This window comes from Candidatus Planktophila sulfonica, from assembly GCF_002288065.1.
In the GTDB taxonomy this organism is placed as follows: domain Bacteria; phylum Actinomycetota; class Actinomycetes; order Nanopelagicales; family Nanopelagicaceae; genus Planktophila; species Planktophila sulfonica.
In genome coordinates, this window is the sequence record NZ_CP016773.1 from 14,591 (window position 1) to 37,366 (window position 22,776).

Below are 22,776 nucleotides of genomic sequence, written 5' to 3' on the forward strand. Positions count from 1 at the left end.
TTGAGCGTGGAAACCAGCGCCCCGTACCGTTTATAACGCTTTTATTACCTTCCGCCCCGCGCGCTAGCGACCTGCAAGCCATTAGCAATAACGTTGCCCCACGTTCGCGGCTCAAGGCCTGTCCCCAAAGCCGCTACACCCTCAATAGAAAAGGTATCCACATGCTAAAGAAAAAGGGTCTACTTGTTGGAGCTGCTGTTGCAGTTCTTTCACTCGTAGCAACTACTTTCACAGCAACATCAGCATCAGCTGCTGGCTGTGACGAATATTCAAAGTGGAAGGGAACAGGAACAGTAAAGATTTTCGCTGGTATCCGTGACCCTGAAGCTTCAGTAATGGAAAAGATCTTCGCTGAGTTCACAAAGTGCACAGGCATCAAGATTGCTTACGAAGGCACAGACCAGTTCGAAACTCTTCTCCCAGTACGTGTTAAGGGCGGAAACGCACCTGACCTCGCAATCATTCCTCAGCCAGGTTTGGTATCAACAATGGTCGCAACAGGTAAGGCTGTCCCAATTTCAGCTGCAACTCGCGCAAACCTTTCTAACTACTACAACCCAGCTTGGGCATCATTTACAACAATCAACGGACGTATCTACGGTGCACCATTCGGCGCATCTTCAAAGTCACTCGTTTGGTACTCACCAGCACAGTTCAAGAAGCTTGGCGTTTCAATTCCAGATACATGGAAGGAAATGGAAGCTGTTGCAGCTAAGTTCGAAAAGGCTGGAGCAAACCCATGGTGTGCAGGAATCGAATCAGGTGCAGCTACAGGTTGGCCAGCAACTGACTGGATCGAGCAGATGGTTCTTCGCGAACAGGGTCCAAAGAAGTACAACCAGTGGTGGCAAGGCAAGCTCAAGTTCTCATCACCAGAAATTCTTGGTGCAATGAACAAGGTAGCTGCTTGGCTCGGAACAAAGTCACAGGTTGGCGATCTCAAGTCTGTAGCAACACGTAAGTTCCAGGATGCAGGCGTTCCAGGACTTAAGAACGGTACTTGCGGCATGTTGCAGCAGGCATCTTTCTACTCATCAATGTTCCCAGCAGGAACAACATTCGGTCCTGCAGGTGACGCAGATGCGTTCTACCTCCCAGCTACAAACTCTAAGTTTGGTAAGCCAATCATGGGTGGCGGAGAGTTCCCAGTCGCATTCTCAAAGAAGAAGGAAGTTGGATTCGTCCAGGATTACCTATCTTCACCTGTATACGGCATTGAGCGCGCGAAGGCAGGCGGATGGACATCAGCTAACACTGGTATCCCACTATCTTCATACTCAGATCCAGTTCTTAAGGTTGTCGCAGCACAGCTTCAGAACAAGTCTGGCGCAATCGTGTTCGACGCATCTGACTTGATGCCAACTGCAGTAAACGGTGCTTTCTGGAAGGAAATGACCAAGTTCTACGCAGAAGGTAAGTCAATGAAGGAAGTTGCATCTTCAATCGACGCTAACTGGTAATTAATTACCAATAGCTCATTGCAGTTAAGCAATAAGAAGTAAAGATGCCGGGGTCCACACCTTGTGGGCCCCGGTCTCTTCTTAGATAATCACCACCTAATTAATCTTTACCGAGCTGAAAGGATGTAAACGAAAATGACATGGTCAAGTTTGCTCAACAGCTCTGGTCCGAAAATTCTTCAGATCCTCGCAGTGCTCGCTATCTTCTTCGGTTTCTACGGGGTCGCATTCGCAGCTGGAGCACGCGTTCAAGGCAAGAAACAAAACATTCTTGCACTCTCACTCTTCTTAGTACCTGCACTAATCCTCGCCGCTATCGGTCTTGGAATTCCTGCAATTCAAACTTTTATCGAATCATTTAAGAACGCTGACTCTTCACAATGGGTTGGCTTTGCAAACTACACACGCGCTTTCCAAGATCCAGACATTCTCCTTGCATTCCGTAACACAATGCTTTGGATCATCATCTCGCCAATTGTCGTAACAGCACTTGGCTTGGGTCTTGCAACAATGCTCAACAAGATGAAGCGCGAAGCACTCGCTAAGTCACTGATCTTTATGCCGATGGCAATCTCATTCGTTGGGGGTTCACTTATCTGGAACTTGATGTACCAATATCAAGAGCCTGAGGTAAATCAGACAGGTCTCGTCGGCCAGATCATGAAGTCACTTGGAATTCCTCTGCAGCACCTTCTGTTGTGGTCACCATGGAACAACTTGTTCCTTATGGCCGTTTACATCTGGGGAACAACCGGCTTCGGCATGGTGATCTTGTCTGCGGCTATTAAGAACATTCCTTCAGATATCGAAGAAGCAGCCCAGCTCGATGGCGCTTCAGGATTCACGCTTTTCCGCACAGTTACTGTGCCAATGGTTAAAACCACCATCATCGTTGTTCTTACAACCGCCATGGTCGGCACGCTCAAGCTCTTCGACGTCATCCACACGATGACCGGCGGAAACTTCAAGACCGATGTGCTCTCAAACCGTATGTTCGATGAGCACTTCGTCTATCTCAACAACGGCCGCGGATCTACGCTCGCAATCCTGATTTTCTTGGGCGTTCTACCTATTACTTATTACAACATCCGCTCTATTCGCGCAGAACGGAAGCACTAACCATGGCCAAAGTATCTTTGAAGCGAAATAAGCCGCTCCTAGCCGAGCACGGCACCAAGCCATTCACCTCACCGATCGCATCAGCGGTCGTGACTGTGATCGCGCTTTTGTGGACAGTTCCAACTCTTGGACTTGTCGTTACATCTTTCCGCACCAAGGAAGACATTCTCTCTTCTGGTTGGTGGACATCATTTAGCAATCCAACATTTACTCTCGATAACTTCCGCGCAGTTCTGCTTACAGGTGGCGGCTCGCTCGGTTCAGAAGGAATGATTCCTTTTGCAGTGAACTCACTAGCAATCACAATTCCTGCAGTTGTTCTCTCTGTTGGATTCGGACTCATGGCTGCATATGCACTTGCCTGGATTCCATTCCGCTTTAGCAACCAGGTCTTCTACTCACTCTTTGCACTGCAAGGTGTTCCACTACAGCTTTCACTCTTGCCACTTCTTACATTCTTCGCAACAGGTGTTCAAATCGGTGGAACACAAATCATTCCACCACTTGGAATCGTCGGAACTTTGGCTGCTGTCTGGTTCCCACACGTGATGTTCGGTCTTCCACTTGTTACATACTTACTTCACAACTTCGTTTCAGCACTTCCTCGCGAGCTTCTTGAAGCAGCGCGCGTCGACGGAGCGAATCACTTCGAAGTCTTCCGCAAGATTGTTCTTCCACTTTCACTTCCTGCAGTTGCATCGATTGCAATCTTCCAGTTCCTATGGATCTGGAATGACTTGCTTGTAGCTCTCGTATTCGCAGGCGGAACAGATGACGTTGCACCACTGACTCTTCACCTTGCAAACCTCGGTGGTTCACTTGGTTCTAAGTGGGAGAACGTTGCGCCTGCAGCGTTGTTCTCGATCATCATTCCGTTGATCGTCTTCTTCTCGCTACAGCGCTACTTCGTCCGCGGACTCCTTGCAGGTTCTGTTAAAAGCTGATTTAAACGTCAGCGCCGTTATTGGCGATGACATCCTTGTACCAGTAACCAGAATCCTTAATGGTGCGCTTCTGCGTATCGAAATCAACGTGCACGATCCCAAAACGCTTCTCGTATCCGAGCGCCCATTCGAAGTTATCCATCAGTGACCACTCGTAATAACCCTTAAGTGGCGCACCTTCTGCGATTGCTTCGGCAAGTGCTGCAAGGTGAGCTTGTAAGTAATTCACACGTCGCTGATCGTGGCACTTTCCATCTTCACTAATTCCTTCATCAAATGCTGCGCCGTTTTCGGTGATGTAAAGATCAGGAAGAGCGCTTCCATATTCTTTATGCCAACGCATCAAGAGATCCCTAATACCTTCTGGAGTTTGTGGCCAACCCATATCCGTTAGATCACCTGGTGCTGCTTCATCAATATCGAGTTCAAAGAGACCGGCGATTGAATGCCACTGCATCGGCTCACCCTTTGATGCATGAATGAAGTTATCGAAGTAATAGTTAATTCCAATAAAGTCATTCTTCACTGTTGCTGATTCAAGATCGCCTGGCTTGATAACTTCACCGAGTTCGTCACCAAATTCATCGAGCAAGATCTGTGGATATTTACCCTTCATAAATGCATCCATCCAGAATGTATTCAAGTGGGCATCACTTACTTCATATGCATGGCGCTGAACTGGATCGTTCATATCATCAGCACGGAAGTTAGTCTGGTTTAGTACCGGACCAGTCAAAATATCGCTACGCACAGCACGCATCGCATTCGTTGATGCAACATGTGCCAAGACAGTGTGGTGCGCTGCCGCAAATGCGGACTTGCGATCCTTCACACCTGGTGCGTGAATTCCAATTCCATAGCCAAGCCATGAAACTACCCACGGTTCGTTAATCGGTGTCCACTTCTTTACGCGATCACCAAAGTGTTCAACGACTGCAGTTGAGTAATCTGCAAAAGCTTTCACGATTTCGCGGTTTGTCCAGCCACCCTTATCTTGCAGAGTCTGTGGCAAATCCCAGTGATACAAAGTTGCAAGCGGTTCGATTCCTGCTTCAAGCAACGCATCGATTAAACGATCGTAGAAAGCGAAACCACGTTCTTCGCGGACGCCATCGCCGTTTGGAAACATACGAGGCCATGCGAATGAGAATCGGTATGACTTAAGACCAAGTTCCTTCATCAGCGCGATATCTTCGAGATAGCGGTGATAGTGATCATTGGCGACATCGCCTGTATCGCCGTTGGCTACCTTGCCCGGCGTCTTACAGAATGTGTCCCAGATCGAAAGCCCGCGGCCATCTTCATAAGCTGCGCCCTCGATTTGATAGCTGGAGGTCGCAGCGCCCCAGATAAAGTCCTTTGGAAAAGTGGCCATGGAGTGAGCGTACTTTCACATGTAATAAATATGTATAGATTTGCTAAAAAGCCCCCTCCAGACCCTAAACTTCGCAGAGCCTGCGCGCCTCTCCCTCAACTTGGGGCGCCCTGACTCTCCAATGGAGGAGAAAACATGACAGCTTCTGCTGCCCTATCGACCGTGCAAGTAACCGGTTCAAATCTCAACATCACCTATGTGGTTCTCGCAGTCGCCCTCGGCGCACTCGGAATCGCCTTCGCTCTTCGCCAGCAAGTCTTGGCTGCAAGCGACGGAACAGACAAGATGCGCGAGATCGCTGAAGCTGTCCAAGAAGGCGCTGCGGCATACCTTGCCCGCCAGTTCCGCACACTTTCATATTTCGTAGGAATCGTCTTCTTCCTCCTACTCGCACTCCCAGCTGACACCACCGCACTTCGCGTTGGTCGCTCTGTCTTCTTCCTCCTTGGCGCAGGTTTCTCTGCACTCGTTGGATATAACGGCATGTGGCTCGCAGTACGCGCAAACGTTCGCGTCGCAGAAGCTGCTCGTCAGAAGGATGGCAGCAAGGCAGTTCAGATCGCATTCCGCACAGGCGGCGTTGTCGGTATGACAACTGTTGGTCTCGGACTTGTTGGTGCATCCCTCGTTGTAATTCTCTTCCGCGAGAACGCACCAGTTGTTCTCGAAGGTTTCGGTTTCGGTGCTGCAATGCTCGCGATGTTTATGCGCGTCGGCGGCGGTATCTTCACAAAGGCAGCTGACGTCGGAGCAGACCTTGTCGGTAAAGTTGAAAAAGGTATTCCAGAAGATGACCCACGTAACCCTGCAACAATTGCAGATAACGTTGGCGATAACGTCGGTGACTGCGCTGGTATGGCTGCAGACCTCTTCGAGTCATATGCAGTAACACTCGTTGCAGCACTCATTTTGGGTAAGGCTGCATTCGGTAACGAAGGTCTTATCTACCCACTGATCGTTCCTGCAATCGGAATCATCACAGCTGTTATCGGAATCTTCGCAACTCGTTTGCGTTCAACAGATAAGTCAGCAATGAGCGCAATTAACCGCTCATTCTTTATGTCAGCAATTATCTCTGCAGGTCTTACAGGCCTAGCAACATTTACCTACCTTCCAGGTAAGTTCAACTTGCTTACAAACTACTCACCAACAGTTCTTGAAGAAGCTGGCAATATCAACCCACGCGTTCTCGCATTCGGTGCAGTAATCATCGGAATCGTTCTTGCCGCAGCAATTCAGGTACTTACAGGCTTCTTTACTGAAACCGGCAAGCGCCCAGTAAACGATGTAGCAGCCTCATCTCAGACAGGTGCGGCAACAGTAATTCTCGCTGGTATCTCAGTCGGTTTCGAATCAGCTGTGTACTCAGCACTTCTTATCGCAGCAGCAGTATTCGGTGCATTCTTGCTCGGTGGCGGATCAGTTGTCTTGTCACTCTTCGCAATCGCACTCGCAGGAACTGGCTTGCTTACAACAGTAGGCGTCATCGTTGCGATGGATACATTCGGCCCAATCTCAGATAACGCACAAGGCATTGCAGAAATGTCAGGCGACGTTAAGGGCGAAGGCGCACAGATTCTTACTTCACTTGATGCAGTTGGTAATACAACTAAGGCAATCACTAAGGGAATCGCAATCGCGACAGCTGTTCTTGCAGCAACTGCGTTGTTCGGCGCATTCACCGATGCAATCAAGGAAGCAGTTATCAAGGCAGTTGGCGAAGGCACAACAGTTGCTCTCGAATACCAAGGCGTTCTTGATATCGCATCTCCTCGCAACCTCGTCGGTTTGATTATCGGTGCAGCAGTTGTATTCCTCTTCTCAGGACTTGCAATCAACGCAGTATCACGCGCAGCGGGTGCAGTTGTTGTTGAAGTTCGTAACCAGTTCAAGCTTCACCCAGGAATCATGAAGGGCACAGAAAAGCCTGAGTACGGCCGCGTTGTCGATATCTGTACTCGCGACTCACTACGTGAACTCGTAACTCCAGGACTTCTTGCAGTGATGGCACCAATCGCAGTTGGCTTCGGTCTCGGCGTTGGCGCACTCGGTGCATACCTTGCAGGTGCAATCGGTACAGGTACTTTGATGGCTGTCTTCCTTTCAAACTCAGGCGGAGCTTGGGATAACGCAAAGAAGATGGTTGAAGATGGACAACACGGCGGCAAGGGCACAGATGCCCACGCAGCAACAGTTGTTGGTGACACTGTCGGAGATCCATTTAAGGACACAGCAGGCCCTGCAATCAACCCACTTATCAAGGTGATGAACCTTGTTGGTCTCTTGATTACACCTGCGATTGTTAGCTTCGCACTTCCAACACAATCAACGAAGTCACTGCTTATTGCAGCAGTTGCAGTTGTTGTGATTATCGGAGCTCTTATTCGCAACCGTCGTCAATCGACAACTATCGACTACTAAGCCAAGGCACTTCCCCAACCAATGGCAAAAGATCTCAAGAAGCTGGTGATCGTTGAATCACCAGCGAAGGCACGCAAAATTGGCGGCTACCTCGGCGATGGTTTCATCGTCGAGGCTAGCGTCGGTCATATTCGCGATCTGCCGCAGCGCGCAGCTGATATCCCTAAAGAGGTAAAGAAGCTCGCTTGGTCCAAAGAAGGCGTCGATATCGAAAATGATTTCGCACCTTTATATGTCATTAACCCCGACAAGAAGGCGAAAGTTGCCGAGCTTAAGGAGTTGATGAAGGACGCTGAAGAGATCCTTCTTGCAACTGACGAAGACCGCGAAGGCGAAGCAATCGCCTGGCACCTCGTTGAAGTACTACAGCCAAAGATTCCCATTAAGCGCATGGTCTTTAACGAGATCACCGAAGAGGCAATCAAGGCAGCTGTCGAAAACACTCGCGACCTTGATTACAACCTCATTGATGCACAAGAAACACGTCGTGTACTAGACCGTCTCTATGGTTACCGACTTTCACCAGTATTGTGGAAGAAAGTTATGCCACGCATTTCAGCAGGGCGCGTTCAATCTGTTGCCACACGCCTCATCGTTGAAAAAGAACGCGAACGCATGGCCTTCATCTCATCTTCTTGGTGGGATCTCAATGCAAAGACAGAGCTTGGCTTTACTGCACGACTGCTTTCAGTAGATGGCAAGAAAGTAGCCTCCACCGCTGACTTCGGCGCAGATGGCGCAGTTAAAGAGAAGTCACTTAAAGACATTCTCTTGCTTGATGAAAAGCAAGCAACAGCTCTTACTGAAAGCTTAAAGAACACACCACTGACCGTTAAGTCGATGGAAGAAAGCCCACGCACCGAACGTCCTAAGCCACCATTTACTACATCAACAATGCAACAGGACGCGGGTTCACGACTTGGTTGGGGCGCACAAATCACTATGCGTATTGCACAACGTTTGTACGAAAACGGTTACATCACCTACATGCGTACAGACTCAATCAACTTATCTGATCAAGCAATCAAAGCTGCACGCGCGGCCGCAACTTCGCTCTACGGAAAAGATCACGTCTACGAAACCGCGCGCCTTTACCAAGGTAAATCTAAGAACGCACAAGAAGCGCACGAAGCAATTCGCCCAGCAGGAGATGTCTTCAAGACCCCTGGTGAATTAGCACCCGAACTTTCACGTGATGAATTCGCACTATATGACCTCATCTGGAAGCGCACCGTTGCTTCCCAAATGGCTGATGCCAAGAAGATGCAGATGCGCGTCGACTTCGATGCACAAACCGCAGATAAGAAAGAGACAATCTTCCGTGCCAACGGTTCAGTCATTACCTTCCCAGGTTTTTTAGCTGCATACGATGACATCGCAACTGATGAAAACAAGGATGAAGAATCAGAAGACCGTCGCTTGCCTGCAATGACTGTTGGTCAATCAGTAAAGGTCGATGAATACTCTTGCGAAGGCCACGACACCAAGCCACCTGCGCGTTACACCGAACCAACTCTCGTTAAAAAGTTAGAAGAACTCGGTATCGGTCGCCCTTCAACATTCGCATCCATCATTCAAACCATTCAAGATCGCGGCTATGTCTATAAACGCGGCCGCGCACTTGTTCCAACCTTCCTCGCATTCTCAGTGACAGGCTTGCTTGAAACCCACTTCACCAAGCTTGTGGATTACGACTTCACAGCCTCAATGGAAGAAGATCTCGACAAGATTGCATCCGGTGAAGCAGGCCGCGTCGATTGGCTGCGCGATTTCTACTACGGCGTCGATGGCCAACCAGGACTTAACGAACTCGCACTCGACCTAGGCGTTATTGATGCGCGCGCCACCAACACAATGAATTTATCTGACACCATCGAAATCCGCGTTGGTCGCTACGGTGCGTATCTACAAGAGAACATCCCTGATCAAGATCGCAAGCTCGCCAACATTCCTGAAAACCTTGCACCCGATGAACTCACTCTTGAGAAAGCAATCGAACTTCTTGCAGCTCCATCAGGTGAACGCGAACTCGGCGTAGACCCAAAGACAAACTTTGAAGTCGTTGCAAAGTCAGGACGCTTCGGCCCATACATCACTGAAATCTTCCCTGAAGAACCTGTCGAACTTAACGATAAGGGCGAACCAAAGAAGAAGCGCAAGAAAGCCGATGCACCAAAACCAAAGACAGCATCCCTGCTTTCCACCATGAACCTCGACACCATCACACTCGATGATGCACTCAAACTCTTATCTCTTCCGCGCGTACTTGGCACCAACAGCGCAGGAGATGAAATCACCGTGCAGAACGGCCGCTACGGTCCGTATCTCAAGGCCGGCGCAGATTCACGCACACTCACATCTGAAGACCAACTCTTTTCTATTAACCTCGATGAGGCACTTGAGATTTACTCAAAGCCAAAGGAACGCCGCCGCGGTGTTGCAAAGCCTCCACTGAAAGAACTCGGCGTGGATCCAGGCAGTGAAAAACAAGTCATCATTAAAGATGGTCGCTTCGGTATGTATGTCACCGATAGTGAAACCAATGCAACGCTTCGTCGCGGTGACACGTTAGAGGCTATGACTCTCGAACGCGGACTCGAACTCCTTGCAGGCCGCCGCGCATGGGAAGCAGAAAACGGCCCAACACCTAAAAAGTCACGCAAAAAGGCAGCCAAGGTAAAGCCAGGAGATGCTGCCCCAACTCTTACAAAGAACACCGTAAAGAAAGCAGCAACAAAGAAGAAAGCCGCCAAGAAAGCCACAGGAAAAGCGAAGAAGGCTTAACTACTTCGCCAAGTAGACTCCACTCATGACTCAAGAGACGTGGTTACTTACCGGAGGCGCTGGATACATCGGCACACATATCGCTGATGAATTCATCCGCAACGGCAAGAACGTCGTCATCTATGACTCGCTCTACCAGGGCCTTGAATCCCGCATCGTCTACCTGCGCGCAAAGCACAACGTCGAAATCCCACTGATCAAAGCCGATATACGCGATTACAACGAGATCGAAAGCGTAATCCGCACCCACAAGATTGATGGCATCGTCCACACCGCAGCACTCAAAGCAGTCGGTGAATCTATGGAAAAGCCAGATGAGTACTTCGAAGTAAACCTCGATGCCACAACAGAACTCCTTGAAATCGCAAAGCGCAACGGTGTTAAGAAATTTATCTTCTCATCCACTGCAGCTGTCTACGGCAGCCCAGATTCAATGGATCCCTGCAAAGAAGATGGCGACAAGAAACCAATCTCTCCTTACGGTGATTCTAAGTACCAAGCAGAGTCAAAAGTCACCGACTTCATCAACCTAGAGGGAAATCACGGAACATCACTTCGCTTCTTCAACGTCGTAGGAGCTGCTGCCCCAGAACTTCTCGATAACTCAGTAGAAAACCTTGTCCCAATCGTTCTTGGCAAACTCAACAAAGGTGAAGCACCAACAATCTTCGGAACCGATTACCCAACTCCCGATGGCACATGTATCCGCGACTACGTCGATGTCCGCGATATCGCCCGCGCACATTTAGCTGCAGCCAATGCCACAACCAAACTTCCACCCGCAATGAATATCGGCACCGGCCGCGGCGCATCAGTGCGCGAGATCATCAAGCTCGTACTTGAAGCCACCAACAAGGGCGACACCAAGGTCAACGAAGTCGAACGTCGCGCAGGCGACCCAGCTTTCCTCTGTGCAGATATCAACCTCGCCAAGTTAGCGATGGGCTTTACCTCGCAATACTCACTTGAGGAGAGCGTCCGCAGCCTCTTTTAGAGCAGGATAATATCTAAATGAAAATCATTGCCCTGATTCCTGCGAGAGCTGGTTCCAAATCCATAAAAGATAAGAATTTACAGAGAATTTCAGGTGAGAGTCTGCTCGAAAAAACTATCTTGCACTCTCAGAAAGTAATCCAGATATCGGATGTTTATGTATCGTCTGATTCAGACGAAATACTCCAATTCTCGCGATCTCTGGGATGTAAACCAATAAAGCGACCAGATTTATTCTCAAATGATTCTGCAACCGCGGACGACGTCGTGAGAGATTTCTTGCTGCAGACTCGATTTATCGAAGTACCCGAAGTATTGATAGTTTACCTTCAGCCAACTTCTCCTTTTCGAGAAATTGGAATGATCGAAAAAGGAATTGAAGATTATTTACGGAATAGTAATCCGGTTATTGCGGTAACTGATGTGTACCAACATCCATTTAAGACATTAAAGCTTGACAAGTCTGGAAAAGTAGAAAAGTACTTAGAAAATTCAGATCCCACCGCGAATCGACAGTCACTCCCAAGAGCGATCATTGCTTCCGGCTCCCTCTATATATTCTCAGTGCAAGACTTTGAGACGAATGGAGGAATTCCAGTAAGTGGAGCCACACCTATTTTTGTTACAGGGGTCTATGCTTTGGATATCGATACTGAGTTCGATTTAATAATCGCGCAAAAGATAGGGAATGATTATGAAGTTTGATATTGCAGGCCGAACCGTGGGCGACGAGTTCGCACCTCTGGTAGTGGCTGAGATTGGCATCAACCACAATGGATCACTCGCGGAAGCGATTAAGTTAGTCAATGCTGCGAAAAAAGCCGGCGCGGAAATTATAAAGCACCAAACTCACATTCCTGACGCTGAGATGTCTCAGGAGGCGAGAACTGTTATTCCAGGAAATGCCGAAATCTCGATTTATGAAGTGATCGCCAACTGTTCGCTTTCGCTGGACGAAGAAAAAGAGCTGGCTCAGTATGTTCGAGATTTAGGGTTAATCTATATGAGCACCCCATTCTCATTCGAGGCTTTAGAATTCTTGGACTCTCTGGACGTCCCTGCATTCAAAATTGGATCTGGGGAATGCAATAACTACCCTTTAGTACGCGCAATTGCAGAAAAAAGAAAGCCAGTAATCATGAGTACTGGGATGAATTCAATTGAATCAATTCAGCCATCTGTCGAAATTTTCAGAGAACTTGGTGTTCCATTCGCGCTTATGCATTGCACAAATCTTTATCCAACTCCAGACAAACTGATTCGCCTCAACGCCCTTAATGAACTTAGACAAAATTTCCCAGATGCTGTGCTTGGATTGTCTGACCATTCCTTAACTAATTACCCATGTTTAGCTTCGGTTGCTCTTGGGGCATCGATATTAGAACGCCACTTCACTGACTCCAAAGATCGGCCCGGCCCGGACATTGTATGCTCCATGACTCCAGCCGAATTGACTGAACTGATTGAGGGATCAAGAATTATTTATGAGGCAACCAAAGGAGCGAAGTTCCCGGTGTCCGAAGAAGATGTGACAATTGCCTTTGCATTTTCCTCTGCTGTAGCGACGAAAAAACTAGCCAAAGGGCATGTCATCCTCAGAGAAGATATAACATTGAAAAGGCCTAATGGAGGCGCTTTTGGGCCTAAAGAATTTGATGCTCTCGTTGGATCAACAGTTGTGACAGACATTGAACCCAATTTGCAAATACGTTCAGACCAGGTCCTGCTTCGTCCATGAAAAAAATAGGCTTTCTTACCGGCACTCGCGCCGATTACGGCAAACTGAAACCGCTCATCAAAGCTATAAAACCTGATGGGAATTTTGAAATTCATCTCCTTGTGACAGGTATGCATCTTTTGGACCAGTATGGATCAACAGTGGCTCACGTGATAGATGACCACCTTGGCATTATTCATTTACTGCCGAATCAGCATCCTAGACAAAACATGGAAACCTGCCTTGCCCGGACCATTGAGCAAATATCTGAAACGTGCTCAGACAATGACTTTGATTTGCTTGTGGTGCATGGAGATCGAATTGAGGCTCTTGCGGGTGCAATTGTGGGTGTATTGCGGAATATTCCGGTTGCGCATATAGAAGGAGGCGAAGTTTCAGGAACAGTTGATGGTCTCATTAGACATTCCGTGAGTAAGTTGTCGCATTTGCACTTTGTGTCTAATAAAAAAGCCCAAAAACGATTGGAGCAATTGGGAGAGAAAACATCATCGATTTATGAGATCGGCTCTCCAGATATTGATGCAATGCTGTTCAGTCAACTCCCTAGCGTCTCTGAGGTGAAGACAAGATATAATATTGATTTTGAGGAATATGCAGTATTGATTTTTCACCCAGTTACCAATGAAATTGAATTCTTAAATCAAATTATGGAAGAAATCACGAAAAGTCTTGAACATTCAGGTCATAAGTTCATTATAATTAAGCCAAATAACGACCTTGGTACTCATATTGTCCAAAAAGCACTTTCAACGCTTAGTGATCGAAATAGGTATCTTCATATCCCATCTATGAGGTTTGAGTTTTTTCTCCAACTTTTAAAAAACGCAAAGTATATAATTGGAAATTCCAGTGCCGGCGTAAGAGAAGCGGCGTACTTTGGTGTACCAGCAATAAACATAGGTACTCGCCAGTTAAACCGAAATGAGAACGAATTAATTTTAAACACAGGCTATGACAAAGAAGAAATTCTGGAGTCCATTCTCGCGACTGAAAATATTGAGCGAATGCCAAAGCAAGACTTTGGAGATGGGAAATCTGGAATTAAATTCGCCCAAATCTTAAACAGCGAGAGTTTCTGGCCAGTCGACACAAACAAAGTTTTTGTCGATGTCTCAAAATAATCAAAGGAGTAGATGTGAACACGTTATTTGGACTACCTGAAGAAGTAGTTTTCTGTAAGAAATGCGTAATATCTAATCAGCGACCACGATCTACGGTTGAGTTTCTAAATTCACCAGATGATGCAAAATCAACAATTGCATTCGGTGACGACGGCGTCTGTGAGGCATGCCGATTCGGAGACCAAAAGGACCTTACAATTGATTGGGAGGATCGCGAGACAAAGCTCATGGAACTACTTGATAGGCATCGGCGGTCACAGGGTTATGACGTCGTAGTTCCTGGAAGCGGTGGGAAGGATAGCGCTTACACAGCACATGTCCTTAAGGAAAAATACGGAATGAATCCATTGACCGTAACCTGGGCCCCACACTTATATACGCAAATCGGGTGGGAAAACTTTATCAATTGGTCACACGTAGGAGGCCTGGATAATCTTTTGTTTACCCCGAATGGAAACTTGCACAGAGTCTTGACCCGCGAGGCCTTTATTAATCTCCTACACCCATTTCAACCGTTCATCGTAGGACAAAGAATTATTGGTCCTAAAATCGCGGAGAAGTTCGGCATCCCGCTTATTATGTATGGTGAAAATCAAGCGGAGTATGGAAACCCCATCAGCGAGAATTCTACCCCGTTGATGCAAGAGCGTTTTTACAAGTCCAGTTCAATAGATTCTATAAAATTAGGTGGCCGATACATAAAGGAGCTCGTAAAAGACCACAATATTAAACCGAAGGAGTTCGAACCGTACTTACCAATGGAATCCTCTGATTTTAAATCAGAGGTTCATTACCTCGGCTACTATCATAAATGGGATCCCCAAGAATGTTTCTATTACGCAGTTGAACATACTGGATTCATACCCGCACCCGAGAGAACCGAAGGATCTTATTCCAAGTACAGCAGTTTGGATGACAAGATTGATCCTTTTCATTACTTCACCACATTGATTAAATTCGGCCTTGGACGTGCATCGTACGATGCAGCACAGGAAATACGAACTGGAAAAATAAGTAGAGAAGAGGGTGTATCTCTTGTTAAGCAATTTGACCAAGAATTCCCTGAAAAGTATTTTAAAGAATTCTGCAACTATATTTCCCTATCAAAGTCCGAATTCTTTGAAGTAGTAGATAGAAACAGGTCTCCTCACCTCTGGGAGCAGCAATCAGGTGAGTGGGTACTGCGCAGAACTGTTTGGAAAGAGTGATGATCCCGAAAAGGATAATTGCACGGCTTGATGTCAAGGGCGAGTTCCTTGTAAAGGGCATTCAACTAGAAGGTATTAGGAAAATTGGCGACCCCCTCCAATTTGCCCAAACGTACTATGACGCAGGAGTTGATGAAGTAGTCATTGTCGACGTAGTGGCATCGCTTTATTCTAGAGAGCATTTATACAACCTGATTTCCTACATCACAAACAAATTGCGAGTGCCAGTTACTGTTATAGGTGGAATCAAGACGCTTCAGGAAGCCAATGCGGTCTTCCGATCTGGTGCAGATAAAATAGGGATTAATTCAGAAGCAACACGAAACATAGATTTACTAACTAAAATATCAGAAATCTATGGGGCGCAAGCGGTAGTTAGTTCTATAGAGGCCAAGTACGATAAAGAAAAGAGTAATTGGTTTCTATTCACGGAATCTGGGAGAAATAATTCCAAGATTTCAATTAATGAGTGGTTTTCAAAGATTGAAGATATAGAGATTGGAGAGGTGTTTGTTACCTCTGTAGACAGCGACGGACTTAAAAAAGGGCCTGATGTTTCACTCATGCAGACTGCTAGAAATTTAACTCCGCTGCCAATGATTTATTCCGGTGGGATTTCGTCACTCCTAGATGCTGAAGAAGCACTTAAAACTGGTATTGACGGCTTGGCCATAGGAAGCGCACTTCACTATAAAACGATTGAAATCTCATCTCTCAAGAAACATCTTAGCGACCAGGGATTTTCAATTCGAATAGAGGAGAATAAATGAAGATAGGAATCGCTGACTATCAGGCAAGTAATCTAGGAAGCCTGAGTTCCGCGTTAGGCGAGATTAAAGTCGACCACTTCATAAGCTCAAACTCTAAAGATTTAGAAATGGCCGATTTAATTTTACTCCCAGGTGTTGGATCATTTGCGGCTGGAATTCAGAATCTCAAAGAAACGGGGTTAGCCGAGACGATTTGCGAACATGCTCAAAAGGGTAAGCCTGTACTTGGAATCTGCTTGGGAATGCATTTACTTGCCTCTCTCGGATTTGAAGGAGGTTCAACCGCTGGACTAAATTTGATTCCTGGTGAGGTTTTAAGATTGAATCCAAGTATCGATTATCGTATTCCTCACATGGGTTGGGATATAGTGCACTATAAAGAGCACACAAGTTTCGTGTATTTTGCACATTCTTATTATTTTCAACCTTCAAGCAATTCGGAAGTCGAAATAAGAAGCGAATATGAGCTTGGAGGTCAGCGCTATCCGGCTCATATTCAATTAGGGAACGTTGCAGGAATACAATTTCATCCTGAGAAAAGCGGTCCTAATGGACTAAATATCCTCGTAAATTCCATCGATACATTGGCAGGGAACCATTAGTATGCCGCTCTCGAGTTCAAAAACGAACATTACCGTTGCACATCTGGCAAGTTTTCAAGGCAATTTTGGAGATGTGGCCAACCATCTTGGTTTCAGGAAGTGGTTTTCGGGATTAATCCAAAGTGATATTCATTGGGCTAATATAGAAATTAGAGACTTCTATAGAGGGAATCGGGAATTCGATGCGAATTTAGTCGCAGAATTAAATGCGTTCGACTTGGTTGTAATTGGCGGCGGAAATTATTTTGAGCTTTGGCCTGAAAATACCCGAACCGGTTGTTCAATCGACCTCCCAGAAGAGCTACTCAAAGATATCCACCCCCCAATCTTCTTCAACGCTTTGGGGGTGGACGACGGTCAAGGTGTCGGAGAGAAAGCAAGGCGCTATTTCGCCGATTTTGTAAAATATCTGTACAACTCGGACAAATATTTATTGTCACTTCGAAATGATGGAGCCCTGCAAAACATTAGGAAAAACTTTCCAGAGCTTTCTAATTTTAACTTTAATGTCATTCCGGATCATGGATTTTTCGTCCTATCTGATTCCAACCTTAGGCATAACCACAAAAAAGATATTTCAGAAGTTGTAATCGGATTAAACCTTGCACAGGATATGACTAATTTAAGATTTAAGAACGGCAAAGAGCAATTTCTGTCTCAAATCAGGCATGTTCTACTGAAAATTGAATTTGATCGCCTCATCCTGTTCCCTCACATTTATAGTGATGTAGAAATACTCTACGAATTGATCAGCTCTCTGCCTGATGCCATAAAGCGAGAAAAAATCTCCCTTTCCCCACTCGGTAGTCATAATTTGGATATACGCACAACGCTTGAAAATTATTTGAGTGTGGATTTGATGATTGCAATGAGATTCCACGCAAATGTCATACCATTATCGTTGGGAACTCCCACCATTGGGATTTCGAGCTATCCTCAAATTTCCAATCTTTACGCCGATTTGGATATTCAAAGTTGGAGTCTGGATGTTGACCAGCAGGCTGATTTCCCACGAGATTTGACAATAAATCTAGAAGAAATATTGAGTGGAAGCGAAATAGTTAGGGGAACGTTCCAACAGATTCCAATTAAGCTCTGGGCACAGAGGACAAGTTTTGAACCAACCATAAAAACCTGGCTTGGAAGTCACGGTTTTTCATAGAGGATATGAATCCACCTAAGAGTCTCCAACAGTCCTTTCTAGCCGTATCAGCTGCGCCCGATAGACTCACTCCATGCCTGCAAGCCTGCCAACCCCCGCTGCTCCAGCGCCGGATGCACGCCGCAGCGTCTTAGCAATCCCAGCCTTTCGCAAGCTCTGGAACTCGATGGTCTTCTCATCCCTTGGTGATTGGCTCGGCCTTCTTGCAACTACGGCGCTCGCACAACAACTCTCGGGCGGCTCATACGCAACAGCAAACTTCGCAATCGCCGGTGTCTTTATCGCTCGCTTACTTCCTGCAGTATTTCTTGGCCCCATCGCCGGAGTAATCGCCGATCGATTCGATCGCCGCCGCCTCATGGTCTCAGTCGACATCATGCGCGCAGCTCTCTACATATCTATTCCAATCGTTCACACATACTTCTGGCTCTACACCGCAATGATTCTCGTCGAGTGCCTGACTCTCTTCTGGTCACCTGCAAAGGAAGCATCCGTTCCAAACCTTGTTCCTCGCGACAAACTCGAGAACGCAAATCAAGTTTCACTCTTAGCTGCATACGGAACCGCACCCATTGCTGCAATTCTCTTCTCGCTCCTCACACTACTTTCAGGTGCAATCGCCGCAATCAGCCCACTAATTCCAAGCAACTCCATCGACATCGCACTTTATGTCAACGCACTCTCATTCTTATTCGCCGCATGGACAATCCGCGGCCTCAAAGAGATTCCAAAAGGTTCGGCATCTAAATCAAATAAGGATGAGAACGTCGGACAGTCACTCATTCAAGGATGGAAAGCTGTCTCCGAATCTAAAATCATCCGCGGCCTCATCATCGGAATGGTCGGCGCATTCTCAGCAGCTGGCGCTGTTATCGGCCTTGCCCGCACATTCGTAGGCGATCTCGGTGGTGGAGATGCCGCATACGGTGTTCTCTTCGGCTCTGTCTTCACTGGTCTTGCAATTGGAATCGCAGTCGGGCCTAAGGTATTTGCACAGTTCTCACGCCGCCGTTTATTCGGTGCAGCCCTCACAACATCTGGTGTATTCCTTGTTCTTCTAGCTCTTATCTCAAACCTTGTTCTTTCTGTCTTTATCGTTGCGATCCTCGGAGCCTTCAGCGGAATCGCTTGGGTTACCGGCTTCACCATGCTCGGCATGGAGGTCGGCGATGATGTTCGCGGCCGTACCTTCGCCTTCGTACAGTCATTGATCCGCATTACATTGGTAGCAGTTCTAGCAATCGCCCCAATCATCGCCGCCACAATCGGTGAGCACCGCTATGAATTCCAAACAATCGTCCTTAACTACAACGGCGCACAGATCACCATGCTCATCGCCGGAATCATTGCTGCGCTCATTGGTTCAGTTTCTTATCACCAGATGAAAGATCGCCCAACAGTCTCTCTCTGGTCAGACATCCTCGCAGCCCTTCAAGGTGAACTCGGTGCAATTACCGGCACACAATCAAAGGGAATCTTCATCGCATTCGAAGGTGGCGAAGGCACCGGTAAATCAACACAATCACAACTTCTTGCTAAGTGGCTTGAACAAGAAGGCGAAACAGTTGTTCTCTCCCGTGAACCCGGTGGCACTGATCTTGGAAAAGATCTTCGCAAGATTCTTCTCGGACATGAAACTGGCATCATCAGCCCACGTGCAGAAGCTCTTCTTTATGCAGCAGACCGCGCACACCACGTCTTCTCTGTAATCCGCCCAGGTCTTGACCGCGGAGATGTTGTCATCACCGACCGATACTTCGATTCATCTGCTGCCTACCAAGGCGCAGGTCGCGTTCTCAATCCATCAGAAGTAGCGCGCATCTCTCGCTGGGCTACAGAAAGTTTGTATCCAACACTCACAATCCTTATCGATGTCCCTGCAGAAATCGGACTCGGTCGCCTTCAATCACGCGATCGCCTCGAAGCAGAACCAACCGAATTCCACGAACGAGTGCGACAAGAGTTCTTACAAATCGCCATGATGGATCCTGAACGCTACTTCGTTGTCGATGGCACACAAACGGTTGAAGAGATTCACGCACAAATCATCGCTCGAGTTGCAGAACTTCCTGCACTTAAGCGCAACGCAGAAGAACCCAAGAAGAAAAGATTTAGAAAGTAAATGATCTCTGTCAAGAAGATTGTAATTACCGGTGCGGCGGGTCAAGATGGATTGATTCTTGGGTTGAAGTTGGTGGCTGCAGGGCACAAAGTTGTTGGCATCGTAAGAAGCGCAGACCAAAAAGCTTTCTTGGAGAGCTACAACCCAGCGGTTAAATCCGAAATCTTAGATTCATCCACTCTAACGTCTGTACGGGAATTCTTGGAAAAAAACCAGCCAGATCAGATCTATCACTTGAGCGCCAAGAGCTCAGTTGCAAACTCCTGGAGTGATTCAGAAAACACGCTCCAAACCAATATTTTCCACACGCTTAATTGGCTAAATGCGCTTAATGAGCTCAAGATGCATTCAACGCGTTTCTATCACGCCTCAAGCAGTGAAATGTTTGGACTCCCCAAAAGCCATCCCCAAACAGAGGAAACCTTGCTTCACCCAAGATCCCCTTACGGAGTAAGTAAGGTTGCAGCACACCATCTCGTGGTTAACTACCGAGAGTCATTTGGTCAATTTGCATCTACCGGAATTCTCTTCAACCACGAGTCACCTCTTCGGGACATTAAGTTTGTTACTCGAAAAATCTCACAAGCAGTTGCAGAGATAGCTCGAGGAAAAAGAGATTCGTTAACCTTGGGAAATATTGAGATTTCGCGCGACTGGGGGTGGGCACCGGACTATGTGGATGGAATGATTTCGATTCTTGAGCATGATTCTCCGGATGATTTCATTTTGGCTACAGGCGAATCACGTACTTTAAAGGAATTTGCAGCAACGGCCTTCCAATCAGTCGGAATAGAAGACTGGGAAAAGTATTTGACAATAGATTCTGCACTTGTGCGGCCTGCAGACGTTATCTCAGTGGTTGGCAATTCACACAAGGCTAGACAAATGCTCAAATGGTCACCCGCTGTTTCTTTTGAATCAATGGTAAAGAGAATGGTTGACTTCGATTTAGAATTAATTGACACCGGAGAAATGAATAGAAGCTGGAAGCCTGAATAAATGACATCCGTCTTTGATGTTCTCGTGGGTCAAGAACACATCATTGAAATTCTTCAGGGCGCCGTAGCTGCTTCTCGCACAGGCGAAGAATCACAAGAAATGACGCATGCCTGGGTCTTCACCGGCCCTCCAGGGTCAGGCCGTTCATCAGCCGCTGTTGCATTCGCTCAAGCGCTTATCTGCCCCAACAATGGATGTGGCAACTGCAAAGACTGTAATTCAACGAAAACTCACGGCCATCCTGATGTTGAAATTATTCGCACCGAAGGTTTATCAATCAAAGTAGAAGAAGTCCGCGAACTTCTTAGTCGCGTCGCATGGGCTCCATCAATGGGTGGATGGCGTGTAGTCGTGATGGAAGATGCTGATCGACTTACTGAATCGGCAGCTAACGCACTTCTTAAAGCAATCGAAGAACCAGGAACTCGCACAGTCTGGTTGCTCTGCGCACCCACACTTCACGATGTACTACCAACTATTCGTTCACGTTGCCGCCACCTACAACTGCGCACACCAAGTCTTGAAGCAGTCACCAACGTTCTCATTAACCGTGACCATATTGCTCCAGGCATGGCAGATTTTGCAGCGCGAGTAAGCCAAGGACATATTGGTCGTGCCAAGTATTTAGCAACGAATGAATCAGTTCGCAGTAACCGCAAAACAATCCTGCGGCTTCCACTTCAACTTGGTTCACTCGCGGCAGCATTCCAAGCAGCACAAACGCTCGTTGATCTAGCAACTACCGAAGCAAATGCATCATCAGATGAGCGAGACGAAAAAGAAGTTGAGAAACTTCAGGAAGCCTACGGAAAAGGCGCAACCGGTCGCGGCATGGCTACAGGCGGAGCCAAAGCAGTCAAAGAACTTGAGAAAGAACAGAAGTTACGCTCCACTCGCATGGTCCGTGACTCCATTGACGGCGCTCTCCTTGACATCGCCACTTTCTACCGCGATGTCATGATGGTGCAATCGGGCAATACAGATTCAATAATCAATACCGACATGCACGAACAAATAGAAAGCTACGCATTTAACTCCCCATCGCACTCAACCGTCAACAAAATCAACGCCATCATGGAAGCGCGAGAAAACCTGGCACGCAATTCAGCTCCGCTTGTGACCTGCGAAGCGCTGATGTGCCAATTAGCGCGTAAATACCTCTCAACCAACCCTTGAGGGTGGTCATCGGCACCCCTTGCTATACGGCAGAATTCCACCATGCGTCTAGACCATGTTTCTTATGTTACGTCCCATGATCAACTTGCCGACACAGTTCAACGCTTAGGTTCGCGCCTTGGTAGCACCTTCGTTGATGGTGGGATTCACCCACGTTTCGGAACACGTAACTTCACTGCTTCACTAAAGAACGGCCAGTACATCGAAGTAGTTTGTCCGCTTGATCATCCAGCTACAGAGCAAACTCCATGGGGTAAGGCTGTTTCAAAGAAAGCCAATGAAGGCGGCGGTTGGTTCACTTGGGTATTTAGCACCAAGGACATCGCACCAATAGAAGCTAAGTTTGGCCGCGATGCAATCGAAGGTCATCGCACACGCCCAAACGGAACTGATTTAAAGTGGAAGCAAATTGGCGTAAAGGAAATCGCAGATACTCGCGAATTTCCATTCTTTATTCAATGGTTATCTACGGACCACCCTTCTCAAGACGGAACTCCACTGGCAGAGATTGAGAAGATTGTCATTGCCGATAAAGATCAGCTTGCGGATTCATGGTTTAAAGAAGACATCCTTGCCTCACTCGGAGATGTCAATATCGAGTGGGTTGATCCCTCAGCAAATGATGATCAATCAGGAATTGTTGCAGTGCATCTTTCAACGCCATCAGGTGTCGTAATCCTCGACTGAGTCAACCACTCACAGGGTTTCATCGAACTCGCGAGACTTGGTAACAATCTGGGTTAAATTTCATCATGCAGGTCCATTTTGGTTTACTATCCTGA

At 47.2% G+C, this 22,776-nt stretch carries 18 protein-coding genes; 17 read left to right on the plus strand and 1 reads right to left on the minus strand.

The genetic code is table 11. The features are described from left to right. Positions 1-161: 161 nt before the first annotated feature. The 3 genes from A1sIA56_RS00075 to A1sIA56_RS00085 all read left to right on the plus strand — a co-directional run bounded on the left by A1sIA56_RS00075 (position 162) and on the right by A1sIA56_RS00085 (position 3,523). On the plus strand, positions 162-1,460 hold the full coding sequence (locus A1sIA56_RS00075; RefSeq protein ID WP_095672939.1) for an ABC transporter substrate-binding protein: 1,299 nt from the start codon (positions 162-164) through the stop codon (positions 1,458-1,460). 135 nt (positions 1,461-1,595) lie between these two features. Next, complete coding sequence (locus A1sIA56_RS00080; RefSeq protein WP_095672940.1) at positions 1,596-2,579, plus strand: carbohydrate ABC transporter permease; 984 nt, start codon at positions 1,596-1,598, stop codon at positions 2,577-2,579. Between the two features lie 2 nt (positions 2,580-2,581). Continuing rightward, the gene (locus A1sIA56_RS00085) at positions 2,582-3,523 is read left to right on the plus strand and encodes a carbohydrate ABC transporter permease (RefSeq protein ID WP_095672941.1); all 942 of its coding nucleotides are present in this window, start codon (positions 2,582-2,584) and stop codon (positions 3,521-3,523) included. Between the two features lies 1 nt (position 3,524). Here A1sIA56_RS00085 and A1sIA56_RS00090 read toward each other — a convergent pair whose 3' ends face one another. After that, entirely contained in the window at positions 3,525-4,898 is a 1,374-nt protein-coding gene (locus tag A1sIA56_RS00090; protein ID WP_095672942.1) for a GH1 family beta-glucosidase, read from the minus strand. Positions 4,899-5,033: 135 nt separating this feature from the next. Between A1sIA56_RS00090 and A1sIA56_RS00095 the strand changes: the two genes are divergently transcribed. The 14 genes from A1sIA56_RS00095 to A1sIA56_RS00160 all read left to right on the plus strand — a co-directional run bounded on the left by A1sIA56_RS00095 (position 5,034) and on the right by A1sIA56_RS00160 (position 22,681). After that, entirely contained in the window at positions 5,034-7,319 is a 2,286-nt protein-coding gene (locus tag A1sIA56_RS00095; RefSeq protein ID WP_095672943.1) for a sodium-translocating pyrophosphatase, read from the plus strand. Positions 7,320-7,340: 21 nt separating this feature from the next. Then, positions 7,341-10,103, plus strand: a complete 2,763-nt coding sequence (gene topA, locus A1sIA56_RS00100) for a type I DNA topoisomerase (RefSeq protein WP_095672944.1) — start codon at positions 7,341-7,343, stop codon at positions 10,101-10,103. A 25-nt stretch (positions 10,104-10,128) separates the two neighbouring features. Then, complete coding sequence (gene galE / locus A1sIA56_RS00105) at positions 10,129-11,097, plus strand: UDP-glucose 4-epimerase GalE (RefSeq protein WP_095672945.1); 969 nt, start codon at positions 10,129-10,131, stop codon at positions 11,095-11,097. Positions 11,098-11,114: 17 nt separating this feature from the next. After that, entirely contained in the window at positions 11,115-11,801 is a 687-nt protein-coding gene (locus A1sIA56_RS00110) for an acylneuraminate cytidylyltransferase family protein (protein WP_095672946.1), read from the plus strand. Continuing rightward, the gene (locus A1sIA56_RS00115; RefSeq protein ID WP_190277004.1) at positions 11,791-12,834 is read left to right on the plus strand and encodes an N-acetylneuraminate synthase family protein; all 1,044 of its coding nucleotides are present in this window, start codon (positions 11,791-11,793) and stop codon (positions 12,832-12,834) included. Before A1sIA56_RS00110 ends, A1sIA56_RS00115 begins: the two co-directional genes overlap by 11 nt. After that, positions 12,831-13,955 (plus strand): UDP-N-acetylglucosamine 2-epimerase, encoded by a 1,125-nt coding sequence (neuC, locus tag A1sIA56_RS00120; protein ID WP_095672948.1) that lies wholly within the window; start codon positions 12,831-12,833, stop codon positions 13,953-13,955. The genes A1sIA56_RS00115 and neuC overlap by 4 nt, the downstream gene beginning before the upstream one ends. A gap of 14 nt (positions 13,956-13,969) precedes the next feature. After that, the gene (locus tag A1sIA56_RS00125) at positions 13,970-15,163 is read left to right on the plus strand and encodes an N-acetyl sugar amidotransferase (RefSeq protein WP_095672949.1); all 1,194 of its coding nucleotides are present in this window, start codon (positions 13,970-13,972) and stop codon (positions 15,161-15,163) included. Continuing rightward, on the plus strand, positions 15,163-15,933 hold the full coding sequence (locus tag A1sIA56_RS00130) for a HisA/HisF-related TIM barrel protein (protein ID WP_095672950.1): 771 nt from the start codon (positions 15,163-15,165) through the stop codon (positions 15,931-15,933). The genes A1sIA56_RS00125 and A1sIA56_RS00130 overlap by 1 nt, the downstream gene beginning before the upstream one ends. Then, positions 15,930-16,535: an imidazole glycerol phosphate synthase subunit HisH gene (gene hisH, locus A1sIA56_RS00135; protein WP_095672951.1), complete on the plus strand. Its 606-nt coding sequence runs from the start codon at positions 15,930-15,932 to the stop codon at positions 16,533-16,535. Before A1sIA56_RS00130 ends, hisH begins: the two co-directional genes overlap by 4 nt. Position 16,536: 1 nt before the next feature. Continuing rightward, positions 16,537-17,697, plus strand: coding sequence for a polysaccharide pyruvyl transferase family protein (locus A1sIA56_RS00140; RefSeq protein ID WP_095672952.1), 1,161 nt, complete (start codon positions 16,537-16,539; stop codon positions 17,695-17,697). 73 nt (positions 17,698-17,770) lie between these two features. Beyond that, the gene (gene tmk, locus A1sIA56_RS00145) at positions 17,771-19,819 is read left to right on the plus strand and encodes a dTMP kinase (RefSeq protein ID WP_095672953.1); all 2,049 of its coding nucleotides are present in this window, start codon (positions 17,771-17,773) and stop codon (positions 19,817-19,819) included. Next, complete coding sequence (locus A1sIA56_RS00150) at positions 19,820-20,818, plus strand: GDP-mannose 4,6-dehydratase (RefSeq protein WP_095672954.1); 999 nt, start codon at positions 19,820-19,822, stop codon at positions 20,816-20,818. Beyond that, positions 20,819-21,994, plus strand: coding sequence for a DNA polymerase III subunit delta' (locus A1sIA56_RS00155; RefSeq protein ID WP_095672955.1), 1,176 nt, complete (start codon positions 20,819-20,821; stop codon positions 21,992-21,994). A gap of 42 nt (positions 21,995-22,036) precedes the next feature. Continuing rightward, the gene (locus tag A1sIA56_RS00160; RefSeq protein WP_095672956.1) at positions 22,037-22,681 is read left to right on the plus strand and encodes a VOC family protein; all 645 of its coding nucleotides are present in this window, start codon (positions 22,037-22,039) and stop codon (positions 22,679-22,681) included. Positions 22,682-22,776 lie beyond the last annotated feature (95 nt).

Excerpts from the sequence above, each read along its gene's own strand:
- A1sIA56_RS00090 (WP_095672942.1), bottom strand. The coding sequence starts at position 4,898 with ATGGCCACTTTTCCAAAGGACTTTATCTGGGGCGCTGCGACCTCCAGC.
- neuC (WP_095672948.1), top strand. The coding sequence starts at position 12,831 with ATGAAAAAAATAGGCTTTCTTACCGGCACTCGCGCCGATTACGGCAAA.
- A1sIA56_RS00080 (WP_095672940.1), top strand. The coding sequence starts at position 1,596 with ATGACATGGTCAAGTTTGCTCAACAGCTCTGGTCCGAAAATTCTTCAG.
- tmk (WP_095672953.1), top strand. The coding sequence starts at position 17,771 with ATGCCTGCAAGCCTGCCAACCCCCGCTGCTCCAGCGCCGGATGCACGC.
- A1sIA56_RS00140 (WP_095672952.1), top strand. The coding sequence starts at position 16,537 with ATGCCGCTCTCGAGTTCAAAAACGAACATTACCGTTGCACATCTGGCA.
- galE (WP_095672945.1), top strand. The coding sequence starts at position 10,129 with ATGACTCAAGAGACGTGGTTACTTACCGGAGGCGCTGGATACATCGGC.
- A1sIA56_RS00150 (WP_095672954.1), top strand. The coding sequence starts at position 19,820 with ATGATCTCTGTCAAGAAGATTGTAATTACCGGTGCGGCGGGTCAAGAT.
- hisH (WP_095672951.1), top strand. The coding sequence starts at position 15,930 with ATGAAGATAGGAATCGCTGACTATCAGGCAAGTAATCTAGGAAGCCTG.
- A1sIA56_RS00115 (WP_190277004.1), top strand. The coding sequence starts at position 11,791 with ATGAAGTTTGATATTGCAGGCCGAACCGTGGGCGACGAGTTCGCACCT.
- A1sIA56_RS00075 (WP_095672939.1), top strand. The coding sequence starts at position 162 with ATGCTAAAGAAAAAGGGTCTACTTGTTGGAGCTGCTGTTGCAGTTCTT.
- A1sIA56_RS00130 (WP_095672950.1), top strand. The coding sequence starts at position 15,163 with ATGATCCCGAAAAGGATAATTGCACGGCTTGATGTCAAGGGCGAGTTC.
- A1sIA56_RS00155 (WP_095672955.1), top strand. The coding sequence starts at position 20,819 with ATGACATCCGTCTTTGATGTTCTCGTGGGTCAAGAACACATCATTGAA.
- A1sIA56_RS00110 (WP_095672946.1), top strand. The coding sequence starts at position 11,115 with ATGAAAATCATTGCCCTGATTCCTGCGAGAGCTGGTTCCAAATCCATA.
- A1sIA56_RS00095 (WP_095672943.1), top strand. The coding sequence starts at position 5,034 with ATGACAGCTTCTGCTGCCCTATCGACCGTGCAAGTAACCGGTTCAAAT.
- topA (WP_095672944.1), top strand. The coding sequence starts at position 7,341 with ATGGCAAAAGATCTCAAGAAGCTGGTGATCGTTGAATCACCAGCGAAG.
- A1sIA56_RS00085 (WP_095672941.1), top strand. The coding sequence starts at position 2,582 with ATGGCCAAAGTATCTTTGAAGCGAAATAAGCCGCTCCTAGCCGAGCAC.
- A1sIA56_RS00160 (WP_095672956.1), top strand. The coding sequence starts at position 22,037 with ATGCGTCTAGACCATGTTTCTTATGTTACGTCCCATGATCAACTTGCC.